This is a genomic window from Mycobacterium sp. (genome assembly GCF_052144515.1).
Lineage (GTDB): Bacteria > Actinomycetota > Actinomycetes > Mycobacteriales > Mycobacteriaceae > Mycobacterium.
Window position 1 is genome coordinate 25,722 of the sequence record NZ_JBKQQD010000147.1, and the last position, 15,767, is coordinate 41,488.

At 65.4% G+C, this 15,767-nt stretch carries 13 protein-coding genes, 1 tRNA gene and 1 pseudogene; 14 read left to right on the top strand and 1 reads right to left on the bottom strand.

What is annotated here, in order from left to right:
• From ACLP9N_RS08755 to ACLP9N_RS08805, 11 genes and pseudogenes are all read left to right on the top strand, one after another.
• On the top strand, positions 1-987 hold the full coding sequence (locus ACLP9N_RS08755; RefSeq protein ID WP_442407028.1) for an LLM class F420-dependent oxidoreductase: 987 nt from the start codon (positions 1-3) through the stop codon (positions 985-987).
• Positions 988-1,113: 126 nt separating this feature from the next.
• Positions 1,114-1,461: a DUF732 domain-containing protein gene (locus ACLP9N_RS08760; RefSeq protein ID WP_442407029.1), complete on the top strand. Its 348-nt coding sequence runs from the start codon at positions 1,114-1,116 to the stop codon at positions 1,459-1,461.
• A gap of 194 nt (positions 1,462-1,655) precedes the next feature.
• Positions 1,656-5,960 carry an AAA family ATPase gene (locus ACLP9N_RS08765; RefSeq protein ID WP_442407030.1) on the top strand — a complete coding sequence of 1,435 codons (4,305 nt, stop codon included), beginning with the start codon at positions 1,656-1,658 and terminating at the stop codon, positions 5,958-5,960.
• A gap of 92 nt (positions 5,961-6,052) precedes the next feature.
• The gene (locus ACLP9N_RS08770; protein WP_442407031.1) at positions 6,053-6,832 is read left to right on the top strand and encodes a hypothetical protein; all 780 of its coding nucleotides are present in this window, start codon (positions 6,053-6,055) and stop codon (positions 6,830-6,832) included.
• Positions 6,832-8,016 carry a polyprenyl synthetase family protein gene (locus tag ACLP9N_RS08775; RefSeq protein WP_442407032.1) on the top strand — a complete coding sequence of 395 codons (1,185 nt, stop codon included), beginning with the start codon at positions 6,832-6,834 and terminating at the stop codon, positions 8,014-8,016. The genes ACLP9N_RS08770 and ACLP9N_RS08775 overlap by 1 nt, the downstream gene beginning before the upstream one ends.
• Positions 8,013-8,471: a hypothetical protein gene (locus ACLP9N_RS08780; RefSeq protein ID WP_442407033.1), complete on the top strand. Its 459-nt coding sequence runs from the start codon at positions 8,013-8,015 to the stop codon at positions 8,469-8,471. The genes ACLP9N_RS08775 and ACLP9N_RS08780 overlap by 4 nt, the downstream gene beginning before the upstream one ends.
• Entirely contained in the window at positions 8,468-8,749 is a 282-nt protein-coding gene (locus ACLP9N_RS08785) for a hypothetical protein (RefSeq protein WP_442407034.1), read from the top strand. The genes ACLP9N_RS08780 and ACLP9N_RS08785 overlap by 4 nt, the downstream gene beginning before the upstream one ends.
• Positions 8,746-9,768 carry a hypothetical protein gene (locus tag ACLP9N_RS08790; RefSeq protein ID WP_442407035.1) on the top strand — a complete coding sequence of 341 codons (1,023 nt, stop codon included), beginning with the start codon at positions 8,746-8,748 and terminating at the stop codon, positions 9,766-9,768. The genes ACLP9N_RS08785 and ACLP9N_RS08790 overlap by 4 nt, the downstream gene beginning before the upstream one ends.
• Complete coding sequence (locus tag ACLP9N_RS08795; RefSeq protein ID WP_442407036.1) at positions 9,761-10,165, top strand: SCP-2 sterol transfer family protein; 405 nt, start codon at positions 9,761-9,763, stop codon at positions 10,163-10,165. Before ACLP9N_RS08790 ends, ACLP9N_RS08795 begins: the two co-directional genes overlap by 8 nt.
• Positions 10,162-13,280 (top strand): annotated as a pseudogene (locus ACLP9N_RS08800) (NAD(P)-binding protein). Before ACLP9N_RS08795 ends, ACLP9N_RS08800 begins: the two are co-directional and overlap by 4 nt.
• A gap of 74 nt (positions 13,281-13,354) precedes the next feature.
• Positions 13,355-13,828, top strand: coding sequence for a GtrA family protein (locus tag ACLP9N_RS08805; protein WP_442407037.1), 474 nt, complete (start codon positions 13,355-13,357; stop codon positions 13,826-13,828).
• 71 nt (positions 13,829-13,899) lie between these two features.
• Here the strand turns inward: ACLP9N_RS08805 and ACLP9N_RS08810 are convergent.
• Positions 13,900-13,983: transfer RNA gene (locus ACLP9N_RS08810), tRNA-Tyr, on the bottom strand.
• Positions 13,984-14,052: 69 nt separating this feature from the next.
• Here ACLP9N_RS08810 and ACLP9N_RS08815 point away from each other — a divergent pair.
• Genes ACLP9N_RS08815 through ACLP9N_RS08825 form a run of 3 tightly spaced genes read left to right on the top strand, consistent with a single transcriptional unit; the run spans position 14,053 to position 15,731 of the window.
• Complete coding sequence (locus ACLP9N_RS08815; RefSeq protein WP_442407038.1) at positions 14,053-14,544, top strand: YajQ family cyclic di-GMP-binding protein; 492 nt, start codon at positions 14,053-14,055, stop codon at positions 14,542-14,544.
• 60 nt (positions 14,545-14,604) lie between these two features.
• Positions 14,605-15,111 (top strand): hypothetical protein, encoded by a 507-nt coding sequence (locus tag ACLP9N_RS08820; protein ID WP_442407039.1) that lies wholly within the window; start codon positions 14,605-14,607, stop codon positions 15,109-15,111.
• On the top strand, positions 15,105-15,731 hold the full coding sequence (locus ACLP9N_RS08825; protein ID WP_442407040.1) for an RES family NAD+ phosphorylase: 627 nt from the start codon (positions 15,105-15,107) through the stop codon (positions 15,729-15,731). Before ACLP9N_RS08820 ends, ACLP9N_RS08825 begins: the two co-directional genes overlap by 7 nt.
• The last annotated feature ends 36 nt before the right edge of the window (positions 15,732-15,767 follow it).

A 15,767-nucleotide genomic window follows, 5' to 3' on the forward strand; every position in this document is an offset into this window, starting at 1 on the left:
GTGACCACACGAGTCGAGGCCGTTCTGCCGTTTTGGCTGGACCGGCCCGACGAGGAAGCCCTCGACATCGCGCGAACCGTCGGCGATGTCGGGTTGGACGCCTTATGGATTGGCGAAATGGTGACCTACGACGCCTTCGCGCTGGCCACCGCGATCGGCCATCGCGTGCCCAGCCTGCCGCTGCGAGTCGGACCGCTGGCGGTCGGTGTGCGCAGCCCGGTCACGCTTGCGCTCGGCGTCTGCTCGGTCGCATCGCTGACCGGGACGACGGTCGATATCGCGCTCGGCGCCTCCAGCCCCGCGATCGTGGCCGGCTGGCACGACCGCGAGTGGGCGCACGCGGCGCCGCGCCTGCGAGAGACGATCGCGTGCCTGCGCTCCCTTTTCGCCGGCGAGCGCAGCGACTACGACGGCAGCCAGGTCAGCAGTCACGGCTTTCGACTCCGCCGGCCGAGGCCCGAGACCCGCATCGCGGTCGGCGCTTTCGGGCCGGCGATCACCCGAGTGGCGGCCCGGCATGCCGACGAGGTGGTTCTCAATCTTGTTCCACCGCAACGGGTAGCCCAGGTGCGCGCCACCATCGACGGTGAGGCCGCCGCAGTCGGCCGCACCCCGCCGAGCCTGACGGTGTGGGTCCCCGCCGCATACGAACCCGGCGATGCGGCCATGCGGCAATTGGCGACCCAGCTGGCGGTCTACCTCGCCCCGCCCGGGTACGGCGAGATGTTCTGCGAGCTTGGCTACGGCGACCTGGTCCAACGCGCCCGCGCGGGCGCCGGACGCCGCGAACTGGCCGACCACATCCCCGCGGACCTGCTGGGCCAGATCTGCCTCGCCGGGTCCACCGAACGCGTCGCCGCCAACCTGCGGGCCTACCACGAAGCCGGCGCCGACTGCGTCGCGGTGGTGCCCTCCACCGCCGAGGACCCCGGCGGCCGGGCCGTCCTCACCGCCGTCGCGGAAGCCAGGATCCAAAACAAACCCTGAGAAACCGATTGAGCCCGACTATCCGGCTTTGAATTAGTTGTTCTCAGCTTTCGCCGTTTGTCATATCTGCGCAGCTTTGCCGCCGCACACTGATGCCACCACAAAAAGGAAAGGAACCGCATCAAAATGCCCTCACTCCGCTGGCTGGCCGGACTAACCGTCCCCGTATTGGTGGGCGCCGCCCTGGTCACTAATGCTGCGACTGCGACTGCCGACCCCGTTAACGACGCTTACCTAGCGCAACTGCGCGGCGTCGGTATCACCTGGCCGCCGGGCCACGACGAGGCCCTCATCGGGATGGCGCACCTCGTCTGCGACGACCTGGGCTGGGGCTGGACCCCACAGCAGATCGCCAACCATGTTCACGCCAATTTGGACCCGGACGGCGTCACGTTGGGAGACGTCGGTTCACTGGTCAACATCGCGCATGCGACCTATTGCCCCAACCAGAGATGCTGGGCTCCCCACTGCTGAGCGTTCTTTGCGTCCCATTCTGCGGCCGCCACGACCCGCCGGGTCTGCGTAGTTCCGCTTGCAGCGGCCGAACCGGTCATTACGATTAACCCCGGTTCCGCTGGAGGGGAACTTGGCATGCACCTGCGCTTCACCTTGCGATCCCCTTGCAGCGCCGTCCGGCAGACGGCGCCCCTTACCGTGGGCCCTGCGCCGTGACGACGCCAGTACTCGATATCGGCGGCCGAGTAGTCGACCGAAAGCAGGAACTCGCCGACCTCCGAGCAGCGGTGGACGCCGCAGGACGAGAGGGCGGAGGTTGCGTCCTGCTCAGCGGGGCGCCGGGGCTTGGCAAGTCGACACTCATGCAGGCGTTCGGCGTCGAGGTGTCGCAGCGCGACTGTGTGTTCGCCTATGGGAGGTGTCGGGACGGCGCGCCCGCACCGTACTCGGCGTTGGGCGATGCGCTCAGCTCGCTGGTCCGCACCATGGAGGCGACCGGGCCCGCTGAACGTGACGGTTGGCGCGCGGACATCGTCGCCGAGACGTCGTCGCTGTCCGGGATCCTCGGGGAGCTTGTGCCCGACCTGGCGCGTGTGCTCGGCGAGGCCTCGCGGGTGGCGGATCTCGACGCAGCCGATGCTCGGCGACGGCTGCACCATGCTGTCATCCGGCTGCTGTCCGATTCCGCGTCTTATCGGCCTGTGGTGCTGGCGATCGACGACTTGCAGTGGGCTGATCGAGACACGTTGCTGCTGTTGTCCGAACTCTTGACGGTGTCGCTTCGCAATGTGTTGGTCCTCGGTGCGCATCGCGCGGGTGGATTCGACCCGCGCTCAGCAGGATTCACGTCTGCGAGCCTGCGCAGCATCGAGCTAGCTCCGCTGGCCCGCGAAGACGTCGAGGAACTACTTGCTACGGTGTCCGGCCGGGTTGTGGAGCTGGGCGACGTGGCCGCCGAATTCCACCATCGGACGGGCGGCAACCCGCTGCAGGTCCGTCAGCTTCTCTACCGCGCACAACGCGAAGGCGCGCTGATCCCGGTCGGACCGGGCGGGCGCCCCAATTGGGACCTGCGCGTCCTTACGTCGCTCGAGGTCACTGCTACGGCCGCCGAGTTTCTCGGCCGTTACCTCGGCCAGCTGCGTCCGGAAGATCGGGCGGTTTTGAGTTCGCTGTCGTGTTTCGAAGGCGAGTTCGACCTGGACGACGCCACAGCAGCGGCCGCGCAGCCGCCCGACCTGGTGGCCCAGGCGCTCTGGGCGTGCCTTGAGCTTCGCTTGCTCGAGGCCCTCGACGGCGGCGGCCAGCGGATCACCAACGCGATCAGCCGCGACGCCCACTACCGGTTCAGCCACGACCGCATGGCCGAGGCCGCGCGCGCTGGAATGTCCGCCGACGACATCCGCGCCGTTCACCTGCGCATCGGTCGACGGCTGGTCACGCTTGGAGACGGTCGAATATTCGAAGCCGCACGCCACGTCGGCATCGGTGGCCTGGGGCTGGCCGACGACGTCGAACGCACCAGGTTCGTCGACGTATTACGGCGGGCCGCGCGGAAGGCTCGGACGCAGGCCTCGTTCCCGTTGGCCCTCGGGTACTGCCGGAACGCTCTGGACCTGATCGGCGAGCAGCGATGGGCCGCACACTTTGCGCTGACCCGGGAGCTGCAGCTCGACGCCGCTGACGCCGCGTTGCTGGTCGGTGACGTGACGACGCTCAATGCGCTACTCGACGAGGCCGAGCGGAACCTGTCCGAGCCCCCTGACCGCGCGCGCATCGCCTACCTCCGGCTCAAAGGCCGGATCGCAGAGAACCGTCTCCAGGAGGCGCTCGAGATTGGGCTGCAAGCGCTCGACGAGCTCGGCGAAGGTGTGGCGACGGACGCGGGCAAGCCACGCATGGGCAATGCGATCGTCCGGATGAGGCTGACGATGCGCCGCTGGAGCAACGAGCGGCTGCTGCGGCTGCCGCAGTGCGATGACCAGCGGGTCATCGCACTGCACCCGATTCTCGCCGAGCTATGCAACATGGCGGTCCTCGTTCGGCCTAACCTCTTGCCCTTGCTGGTACGAAAGCAACTCGATCTCACGTTGGCCCACGGCCACACTCCATCGTCGCCGCTGGTCATCGCCGGTTACGGGATTGTCCTTGTGATGGTCGGTGACCATGCGGGCAGCCAGCGCTTCGGCGAGGTAGCCATGCTGCTCGCGGAGCGCCCGGAATTCCGCGAAGCCCGGCCCCAGACGGTGTTCATGTACCTGGACTACATCCACCACTGGCGGCACCCCCTCCGCGACGGCTTAGGCGAGCTCCGCGATGCGGTCGACGAGGCACTCGACCAAGGCGACCAGGAAAACGCCGGATTTCTGGTCGCGACCTTGCTCTCCCAGTCATTTTGGGTCGGTCGTCCACTACCCGAGATCGACGCCCTTGCCCGCTCCCTCATCCCCCACATCCGTTCCCAGCCCGTCCCGAGCACTCTTTGCCAGGCTATGCAGCAGCTTTGCCTCAATCTGATGGGCCGCAGCGCTGATCCCGTCCTCCTCGCCGGTGAGAGTGGTTACGACGAGCGAGACGTGCTGCCAGCGGCCCGCCGTGAAGGCGACGAGGTGGCCCTGGGCGTAGCCGCAGCCATGAAGCAAGGCCTGTACTTCTGGTACGGCGACCATGCCGGCGCGGTCGCCGCAACGTCAGAAGCAATCGAGCACCTCGGCGGTCTGGCCGGCATCGCGGCCTCACAACTTGTCTATCTGATCGGCGCCCTCAGCATGATTCAGTGCGCGCCGCGAGATCGCGCGACGGCGCGCTTCGTGAACCAGTCGTTGGCGTTGCATCGCAAATGGGCCGCAGGCGCACCGGAAAACTACGCGGCATCGGAAGCTCTGCTGCAGGGCTCGTGGGCGCGAGCGCGCGGACAAAACGCCAAGGCGGAGCGCCACCTTCACCAAGCGATCGAACTCGCCGAGGAAAACCAGCTCCCCGTAATCAGCGCCCGCGCCCATGAGGAGGCCGCCGCCCTGTACGCCGACACCGGCCGGAAAACGCTTCGCGAACACATGCTGCGAACGGCGTATCAGCGCTTTCTGAATCTGGGTTTCGCGGTGTGCACGGACCGGCTCGCGCGCGAGCACCCCTGGCTGCTCAGACGCGATCTCGCGACCGGGTCGACTGGGATTGACCCGGTGGGCGCGCATCAGCTGCTCCGCGCGCTGTCGGGGGCGCCGAACCAGGACGGCTTGGCCAACATCATTTTGGGCTCGGTTGCGGACACGACGGGAGCGGGCCGCGTCCTGCTCATCACCGGCGATCCGGAGAATATGTCGGTGCGGGCCATCAACGATCACGGCCACATCTCGATCGTCGAAGGGCCGTGGACCGAGGTCTTCTATGACAAGGACGTCGTGCGCCGTGTGATGGACGGCGACTCGCCGGTCATCGTCGCCGCCGACCATCAGGCGCCGTCCATCCTTGCTGCTCCGATCAGTGTGCAAGACAAGACAATTGGTGTGATTTACGCAGACCAGAACGAGTCCGGCAGAAACTTCGGCGCCGACCACGAGCAGGCGGTCGCCTTCCTGTGCGCCCAGGCTGCCGCGCCGTTGTGGAACTTCCAGCTCGAGGCACGACTACGGGCCGCAGACGAGCACCGACAGTCGTTGATGGACGCACAATCGAGATTCGTGCCCAACGAACTGCTGCGCATCCTCGACATCGACGACCTTCGCCGCGTCCGCAACGGCTACCGGGTCGAGCGCGAGATGACGGTGCTCATCAGTGACATCCGTGGCTACACGACCATGATCGAGGACATGAACGTCGGCGAGGCGAGCAACTTGGCGATGGGCTTCCTGCGGGCGGTCGAGCTCCCGATCATCGGCTACAACGGCATGATCCAAGACGTCCGCGGCGACGAGATTGTCGCGGTCTTCGAATCGCCGCCCGATGCCCTCCGAGCCGGATTGGCGATGCTGCGCTCCTTGCGCGCGCACAACCAGGAGCGAAAGGCACTCGGGTCCGAGGAACTGCGGGCGGGAATCGGCATCAATACCGGGATGGTCGGGGTCGGGCTCGTCGGTGGGGTGAACCGCATGGTGCTCACCATCATTGGCGATGCGGTGAACCTGGCCGCTCGGGTCGAGAGCACCAACAAGCGCTACGGCTCCGCTTTGCTGATGTCCGATAAAACCTATTCGCACCTTGCCGATCGGGAGCGGTTCGACATCCGGCGCATGGAGCGCGTGATGGTGGTCAACCGACGCCGACCGGTGACGATTTACGAAGTCTACAACGAGGATTCGGCTCCAATTCGTGCCGCGAAGCGCTCAGCGCAGTCCGCTTTCGACGAGGCGTTTGCGCTATTCGACGCCGGCGATGTCGACGCGGCGCGCGGCGCCTTCGAACGATGCCGCCAGTTGCTGCCCGACGACCCCGTCGCACCGTTGCATATAGCGCACTGCGACGCAATCGCTCGCGGCGAAATGTCTCCCGGGCAGGACATAGCGCTCTTAAATAAGTAGTGCGCTACTCCATTTTGTAAAATTGCACGAAGTGTTGCGCGAATTGCGATTCTGTCTGCCATGATTTTGGGCGACGGTGAGGAGTCGCACCCATGTACTTCAGCGCTGAGCGGTTAGCCCTGGCCAACCAGGCAGTCAAAGAGACGTTTGAGCAGTGCAGCGTTGCCTGGCAAGCCATTCCCCATTGGGACACTCGCGACCCGAGCAAGACCCAGGTTCCCAACGGCGTCGTGCCACCAGGCAACCCCCTGACGCTCGGACTGGTAAATCAGGATTTCACAGTGACGCTGGCCGAAGCAATCGCGCCCGCACCCGATGCGGTGGTCGCCGCGGTGATCGCCAATACCGTCAAACTCGCTGCGTTGGTCGACGATGCGGTCTTCCCCGCGCTTGGCGCCGGCCCGTCAGTGACAATCGCCGCGGGGCCGTCACCACCGACCCAAGCCGACCTGAACGCCCTCATCGCTGCCCGAGCGCTCGTCGAGGCGGGCGGGTACCGCGCGCCGTCGTGTCTCATCACGAATACGGCGGGGCTCCAGCAACTCACCACGTTGACGACCAGCGCGATCCCCGGTACGAACGTGTTGTTGCGTCCGGCCGACATCAACGCACTGCAGCGTGTGGACAAGCTCGCCCCGGCCAAAGCCATGGCACTGCTGCTCGGACGGCGCCAGAGGATCGCGCCCGGAGGCGCGATGGAGGCATCAGCGGGTGAAGAGGCGCTCGACCTCGCCGTCGGCATCCTCCCCAGCCTGGAGGTCATCGGCGAAGCACCTGCCCCCAACCTCAACCAAATCCAACTCAGAGTCCGCATCAGTTTCGTGCTAAGGATCAAGGATCCGAACGGATTCGTCGTCATCCTCAATCCGTAATGACATCGACTCTGCCCGAGGCGCGCGCAGTCCGAGTGGCACCTAACCCGCTGGAGGAGTATCTCTCCTTATGCAAGGACGCCTGCGACGACGAGATCAAGCGGCTCTACGGCCCTGGTGAGCGGGGGTCCAACGGCCTCTACGACCTGATCCTCGACTACCCCTTGCGCGGCGGAAAGGCGCTTCGGCCGGCCCTGAGCATCGCGACTTGCCTAGGGCTCGGCGGCCATCTCGAAGCGATCCTACCGACCGCTGCGACGCTCGAGCTCTACCACAACGCGTTCCTCATCCACGACGACATCGAGGACGAATCATGGTGGCGGCGAGGCAAACCCACGCTGCACATCGACCACGGCGTGCCGATCGCCGTCAATGTCGGCGACGCCATGCTGTCGCTGTCGCTACAGCCACTGCTCGACAACGTCGAGCGCGTCGGGCTTGGACCTGCCCTGCGCATCCTGCGCGCCGTCGCCAAGATGACCCGGCTGACCGTCGACGGTCAGGCGCTGGAGCTCGAGTGGGTCCGGTCCAACACCTGGCGGCTCGAAGACGCCGACTACCTCAAGATGGTCGAACTCAAGACGAGCTGGTACTCGTTCATCACACCGCTACAGGCCGGCGCGATCGCGGCCGGCGCCGGGCCCGAGCGGTTGGCGCCCCTGGAGTCCCTCGGCCGGCACCTGGGAGCGGCCTTCCAGATCACCGATGACCTGCTGAACTTGCGTGCAGATCCCGAGGAGTACGGCAAGGAGATCGGCGGCGACCTCTGGGAGGGCAAGCGGACCCTGATGCTGTTGCACACCTTGCGGTCTGCCGAGCCGAACGACCGGGAACGCGCAGTGCAGATTCTGGCCAAGCGGCGCCCGAGCGCCGACGGCGAGCTAGGACTGACCGCCCTGCTGGATCGACTCACCGCCCGCGGCCAACTGTCCCGGTCGGGTAGAGCCGAGATCGAAGCTCGTCTGCAGGGACACCATCCCTCGGAGTCAAAGAGCCTCAACGACATTCAATGGCTCTACGAATTAATGCACCGCGTCGGCTCCCTCAGCCACGCCCGGGATGTCGCCGCGGGTTATGCGCGGGAGGCGGCCGTCACGCTCGCCGGTCTCGATTGGTTGCCGCGCAGCCGCCACCGAGACATGTTGGCCAGCCTCGTGGACTACGTACACGGGCGGACCCGATGAGCCCCGAAGTATTGATCGGCATGCTGGCGGAGCTCGAGCGGATCCGCGAGCTCACCCTCAACCTCATCGAGCGGGAGACCCCGCGGTTGCACCCGGCCCCGCCGGACGAGGCCAGCGAGGCGGAGCGAACTGTATTCGACCTACTCCTTGGCGCGCGTCGTGCGGTCCTGGGCAACCCCGCGGCCGCCCGAGGCCTACACGATCTACTCGTTGCCGAGGGCCGCCGTTACGCAAACACCCCCCGCGGGGCGCGACTGCGCGACGCGTTGGCCGCCTCCGAAGCCGTGGAGAACCTCCGACGCGTTTGGGAGATGGTGAGCCTCAACGTTCTCGGCGGTCCCGCCGCACCCAACGCCAACCCCGACGCCTGGGCGGATCTGCTGGCCGACGCTGTCATCGGGCATGGCCTCGACGATTCCATCCTGGCTCGCCTGCGGCCCGAGGGGTTCGCATGACGCTCACCGATCCTCGCGAGGCGCTCGCCGACCAGAGCGATTTCATTGGCTACCTGGTTGGCCTCGCCGGGATGGCCCAGGTGGTTCACACCCTCGCCGCCGACGGCGACCGCCGCGCTGGGGGTCCCCACGACCCAGACGACTTCGTGCATGTCCTCCTCGGGTTTGCGAGCATTGGTGCAGCAATCGAGCGATTCGCCAATTCGTCTATGGCACAGCAGAATACGAATGTGGAGGCGCTGCCGTCCACGGCATCGACCACGCGGTGGCTGCGATGAACGCAGTGCTCGCACGCAACGACTTCCTCCGCGCCCCGGTGCTCGCCACTGCCCGGCCCGCGGGTTTCAAGGAGTGGCACCACTTCGTGATCCATGGGCGAGACGCGCGGCTCTTGATCAACTTCAGCCTTAACAATGAAGTGTTTGGCCGAGATGAAGTCCGGCTTGCGCCACGCGTCATCGTGATCGCTCACGATGAGAACTGGTCCGGCGCCGTCGAGCGGTTCGACGGGCGCGCTCTGAACGTCTCGGCCGATCTGGGCGAACTGACCGTTGGCGGCAATCGGATGACCGTCCTGCCCGACGGCTACTGCGTGGCAATCGACCTTCCCGACAAGGACATTCGCGGTGAATTGCATTTCACCTCGGCGAGCCAGCCTTTCGTGGTTCGCAACGAACCGGTCGGGGACGGCCGCGTGAGTTGGCTCTTTGTACCCAGGCTGCGCGCCGCGGGATGGCTACGAATCGGCGGCCGAGAACACCGCATGGAAAACGACCTGGCCTATCACGACCACAACTGGGGTCGGTTCTGGTGGGGCGACGACTTCGGCTGGACGTGGGGCACCATTTTGCCCACCGGACCCGGGGACCCGTGGTCGATGGTATTTGTGCAGATGACCGACCGGAGCCGGCTGCGCTGTCTGTCCCGGGCGCTCTACGTATGGCACCATGATGAGCCCGCCGCTATATTCCGGCACGCGGCAGTGCAGGCGCGCACGGACGGACTGCTCAGCCGCGCAGCCGACTGCACCTTGCCGCCCCCAATGCGCCTGGTGCTGGACGGCGAAGTGCCGGGGGTGCCGGAACGGATCGATATCACCGCGACACGGGCTCGCGACAACGTGCACGCCGCGTTCCATTCGCAGTCCTATGCTCGCCTTGCGCAGCCGAGCGAAGTCCGCCTCGACCGATCGACTGTGCTCTGTGAAACCAGCGGCACCGCGCGGGCAAGCGGGACGATCAACGGCGAGGACGTCGACTTCGTCGGCACCGGTGTATTCGAGTTCCTCCATGGCTGAACGGGTTTCGTCGCTATTGCGGCGTTCGGTTGAACACCTGGAGCACGAGGTGCCCGATAACTATCGTTTGCTGGTCGCAGAACTAGGCCCGATGGTTGTCGAACTCGACGTCGACGGCGAGATCTTTACGCTGCACGGTGGTGACCGACTGCGGGTGTCAGACGGTGCGGCAGACACCGCCAGTACCCGGATCACCACCTCGCGAGTCACCATCCTCGACGTGCTCGATGCCAGGGTGGCGCTTGGCGAGGCCGTGGAGGCCGGCAGGGTGAGCGTCCGAGGGTCGCTCGATAACGTCCAGCGTGCGCACGACACACTGCTGGCCTATGTCCATGCCGCGGTCCGGGCGTCCTCGCAACCGACGCTGCTTGCCGAACTCCGTTCGGGGCCAACATGAGTGAGTGCATAACCACGCCCGCTTCCTGCGAAAGCCGTCCCACGGTGGCGATCCTCGGGGCCGGCATCGCCGGCCTCACCGCCGCGCAGGAACTCGCCGAGCGCGGCTTCGTCGTCACGGTGTACGAGCCTCGAGAAGACGAGCGCAGCGGGCTGGGATCGGAGCCAGCCGGGACATACCCGCCCGTCAAGCTCGGCGGTCTCGCCGCGTCTCAGTACTCCACGGTGGGCACGAGCGACGGAAGCCAAGCCGAGCTGCGTCCGTTCCCGGGACGGCGGGGCCAACCCCGCGCCCCCGACTGTGCAGTTGCGGGCGAACACGGGTTCCGCTTCTTTCCCGCGTACTACCTACACATCTGGGACATGTTCCAGCGCATTCCGGTCTATGAACTCGCGCAGACGGCGCGCGGCACGACCTGCTGGGCGCCGACCTCACGCACTGTGTATGACAACGTCCGGCGGGTGATCACCCAGGGCGTCACGAGAGACGGCAAGCCGTCCCTCGTTTTTCCCCGCGAACTGCCACGCAGCGGAGGTGAGTTTCTCGGCATCCTCGACCAGATTGCGCAGATGGGCTTGACACCGAGCGATATCGCCACCATGCAAAGCAGGCTGCTGCGCTACCTCATCACCAGTCCGCTGCGCCGCGCAAGGGAACTGCAGAACGTGTCGGCCTACGACTTCTTCGTCGGTTACGACAGCGAAACCAATACCAACCGGTTCGCTTATTCGCCCAGTTGTTACGCGTTGCTGAGCAAAATGCCAAAGGTCCTAGCGGCGTTCGACTCACGCTGGGGGGATGCGCGCACCAACCTCTCGACCTATCTGCAGCTGTACTTGAATATGGACCGCCGCGACAACAAAGCCGATGGAGTGCTCAACGGTCCCACCACCGAGGCGTGGTTCGACCACTGGTACCGCCACCTCGTCACGCTCGGCGTCCGCTTCCTTCGCAATGCGGCGATGCGCCTCGACGCTCCGGCCTTCGACTCGAGTGAACCGCCCCATCTCAGACCCCGCGTGCAGATCACGTTCGCCGACGGCACACAGGTGGCTCCCGACTACACCGTCGTCGCCGCCGACGCCCCCGCCGCGGAAATCATCACCTCCGCGCTGCGCGCGGCGGGCAGCGGCGGCACCGTGGCCAAGCTCGAGGGCTTCACCACTTTTGCTCCCCCGCCCGACGGTCCGCTGCAGCCTGCCACGACCCGGCCCCAACAGCTACGAAATCCCTACAACATGGATGAGCTGGGACGCGTGCCCTGGGATCGGTTTCAAACGCTGTGCGGCATCCAGTACTACTTCGACACGGAGTTCCAGCTGCTGCGAGGACACATGTTGTACGCCGGCACGGAGTGGTCGTTGTCGTCGATCAACCAGCAGGGATTTTGGGATAAGCAACCCATTTTAGCTCGCGATGGCTACGTCTCGGTGCTCTCAGTCGACATCGGAGATTTCAACACCCCCTCCAGCCACCTGGTGGACGAAAGTGGCCGGGGCAAGGCGGCGCGCGACTGCACCCCCGACGAAATCGCCGCGGAGGTGTGGCGCCAGATCGTTTCCGCGCTCACTGGCAACGACGACTCCCTCAAGGACAAGGCAATCCCGTGGCCCGTGTGGTACGCACTCGACCGTGGCCTGCGCATGGCTCATGGACCCGGTCAGGGCCACGGCCGCGTGGTCATCAACGAGACGCCGTACCTCGTCCCCATCGTCGGGGACTGGAACAATCGGCCCAGCAGCGACCCCTGGAACCCGCAGGGAAGCTCTTGGACTACCGTGCCGCGCGAGTACCTGTGGCTCGAGGATCTCGAGCAGCGCAACGTCTGGCAAGCGCGCCACGGCGGTTATCAGATACAGAACAATTCGCTGGTCTTCGCGGGCACGTGGAACAAGACTTTCACCCGGATAACGTCGATGGAGGCTGCGTGCGAGTCGGGACGGCATGCCGTCAACGCCATCCTCGACCACTACATCTGGGTCCAATCTGGCGGTCTCGATCGCCGGGAGAACACAACTCTCGACTGGGAGTTTCCCTTCGGCTTCCTCGATCAAGGTTTGTCCGGTCCGGTCCGGCTGCCGACACCGGCCGGTGACTACTGCTACGTCTTCGACATCGAAAACCGCGAGCCCGCCGACGCCCGTCCGCTGCGCACTCTGGACTCGGACTACTGCGAGCGCTCGCTGCAGCCCCCATGGGACCCACCGGCTCCGCTATTGTCCGGCGTCCCTACGTCTTTCGTCCCACCACCCGCTGGAGGTTAGAAATGTATCCACTTACACCCGACTACAACCAACAGATGTTCGCCTATGTCCAGGCCTGGCGACAGTTTCTGGAGCAGTGGGCGGCCATGATGCCATTTCCTTCTCGGCCCGCCCCTCCCGTATGGCCCACGGGGCCGTTCATGCCGGCGGCAGGGCAGTTCATGGCGCCATTCATGCCGACCATGCCGCCGTTGGGACCTCAACCGCCCACTGCTGCAGCGCCGCCCACCACTATGGGGCCGCCCGCACCCGCTGACTACACCCAGCAACTGTTCGGCTACCTCCAGGCATGGCGGCAGTACCTTGAGCAGATGACCGGCGCATGCCCGGGGTCGCCGCAGGCGCCGAGCGGGCGGCAGCCGACCGGGAAGAACGGCCCCGCCGACGACAACGGCAAGAGCTCGAAGGCACCGCAGCCGCCCCAGCAGACCGACATACCGCCCGCCTATCCCGGCAGCAGCCTCGGCCCAGCATCGCTGGTGGATATACCGCCCGTCAGCCAGTACCGGAGCCAATTCCGGAGCCCTGGCTTCGGCCAACCCAACCCCCTCGGCCGTGGCCCAGACACGACGCAGTTGCTGAATCCGCCCGATTACGCGTTCGGATATCGCGACCGCGCCAGCGAAGGAGCCGTCCCGGCGACGACCGTCGTCTACACCACCGGGACCGGAGCCTCAAGCGACACATCGGAGGCAGCCACCCAGCCTCCGGTGGCCTCGACATTTTCGGCCATCATGGCCCGCGTCGAGCCCAACGCGACGCCGCTCGCCGAGCCGCAATCGCTTTTCTCCGCTCGCGGGGTGGAGGCGGCTTCGGCAAAGATTGAGGGAGCGGGTGAGCATTCGGCCTGAGCGTCGTTGAATGCGGCGCGCAGAGTTGGCCAACTGATCACACGGTGGATACCCGGCCATGTCACCGTACGCGTGTGGGTGCCGAACTGCGGGCCGGCCGATCACGCCTGGCCCACCGATTTCACGAGTGGTGTGAGGCGGTCGTTGGTCGGCTTCCGTTCGGGCTCCGCTCGGTTGTTGCGCCGACGTTTCTCGGCTTCTGTCTGATCAACGGCCTCTCGTTCGCCGTCGATCTGATGATCCTCACCGGTCTGCACAGCGGGCTTCACCTGCCGGTGCCGATCGCCGTCACGGCCGCTTATGCGTGCGCATTTGCACTGAGTTATGCGCTCAATCGCACCTTCAACTTTCAGTCCCACGCACCGGTCGGCCCGCAGCTGGCGATCTATGTCGTCGTGGTCGTCGTCAACTACCTGGCTTTCATCCTCGGGGTGACCACTGTGTTGGCAGCCGTCGGCGTGCACTACCAGCTGTCGCGGATAGTGGCGGGCATTTGTGAAGCGGTGTACATGTACTGCGCGATGAGGTGGCTGGTTTTCCGCCGCTAACCTTCCCGTTGTCCGGGAACGGCCCAGGTCAGGCACCGCGTCATGGTGGTGACAGTGAGTCAAAGTCCTCTTGGTGGCAGGTACAGGATTCGAACCTGTGAAGCTTTCGCGACGGATTTACAGTCCGCTCCCATTGGCCGCTCGGGCAACCTGCCGCCTAGCAGGTTACAACGACCGGGTAGACAGAGCACAAATGGCTATCACCCGAGGAAGGGACGGATCGGATGGCGGATTCATCGTTCGACATCGTCAGCAAGGTCGACCGCCAAGAGGTCGACAACGCGCTCAACCAGGCCGCCAAGGAGCTGTCCACGCGCTTCGACTTCCGCGGCACCGACACCAAGATCGCCTGGAAGGGCGACGAGGCGATCGAGCTGACCTCGTCCACCGAAGAACGCGTCAAGGCCGCCGTCGACGTCTTCAAGGAAAAGCTGATCCGCCGCGACATCTCGATGAAAGCCTTCGACGCCGGCGAACCGCAGGCCTCCGGCAAGACCTATAAGGTCACCGGCACCCTCAAGCAGGGCATCGACAGCGAGAACGCCAAGAAGATCACCAAGCTGATTCGCGACGACGGTCCGAAGAACGTCAAGACCCAGATCCAGGGCGACGAGGTCCGCGTCACCAGCAAGAGCCGCGACGACCTGCAGGCCGTCATCGCGATGCTGAAGAAGGCCGACCTCGAGGTGGCGCTGCAGTTCGTGAACTACCGATAGCAGCGGCATGCACTTCGTGCAGCTGTTATAAGTGCATGAAACGCACGTATAATGCTTGCCATGACCACTGTCGAGGAACTAGTCGTCGCAACGCAGCGGGTGCGCGAGGGTGCTCAGGCCCTAGGCGCTGCCCTCGCATCGGTTGCCCTGTACACGGAACCTGCTATTGCCCGAGCCATACAAGCGGAACACAACCTCTACACGCGAATCGAGGGCGAGTTCGGCATGCTAACCAGCACAGAAGCCGGCAAACGGATGGGGTCACGTTCACGCGCTCCGCGCAACCTTGCCACCACCGCACACCGCAACAACCAGTTGGTTGCTGTACGCCACGGCAACCATCTCGCATATCCAGGGTTCCAGTTTGGATCGGATGGGCAACCCCTCGCTGTGATCGGCCACCTGCGCGAGATCGCGGAAGCCAACGAATGGTCGGAGGCAGGTCTTGTGCAGTGGCTGTGCTCGCCGACGACTTACTTCGACGGGGATCGACCCGTAGACCACCTTACTGAGGATCCGGATCGAGTGGTCGCCGTGGCGGCGGATGCAATGGCCGTCTCGTGGTGAAAGGGCCACCGACCCCATTCAAGCCGGCCATCGACACCCTGCCCGCGGCGCACCTGCTGTACCGCGTTTTCACGTCCAGCCGCACGCCTATTGAGTTCAACGCCGGCGTGGGCGCCCCGACCCGGTTCGGCTTCTTCGGCCAGCCCGTCATCCCGATCATGTACGCGGCCGACACCGAAGAAGCGGCGGTCGCCGAGACCCTGTTGCACAACATCCCGGTCGATGGGGGTCTTCTGCCCTACGACGATTACTCCCGCAAAGCACTCGCCCGTCTCAAGGTGACTCGCGAGTTGCGCCTCGCTGCCCTGTACGGCCTGAAGTTGCGACGCCTAAAGGTCGGCCCCGAGGATGTCACGTCGAGCCCCGCGTCCACCTACGCGGACACAGTGCGATGGGCCGAGGCCGCGCACCAGATCGGAGTGGACGGCATGGTGTGGATGTCGCGATTATGCAATAGCTCTAAGGCGTACGTCTTCTTCGGTGACAGGTGCGGCGCGGCAAAGGGGGCTTTCGCCCAGGAGTTATCCCACGCCCGCATTTTCGCCAGCCCTGCGGACCAGACGTGGCTGATTGACCTGTGCGCGCCCTTGCATGTCGACGTGCTCATAGAGCCGTCTTAGCCGACCCTGGTTGGGTGCCTAATGTGGTGGGCGTGA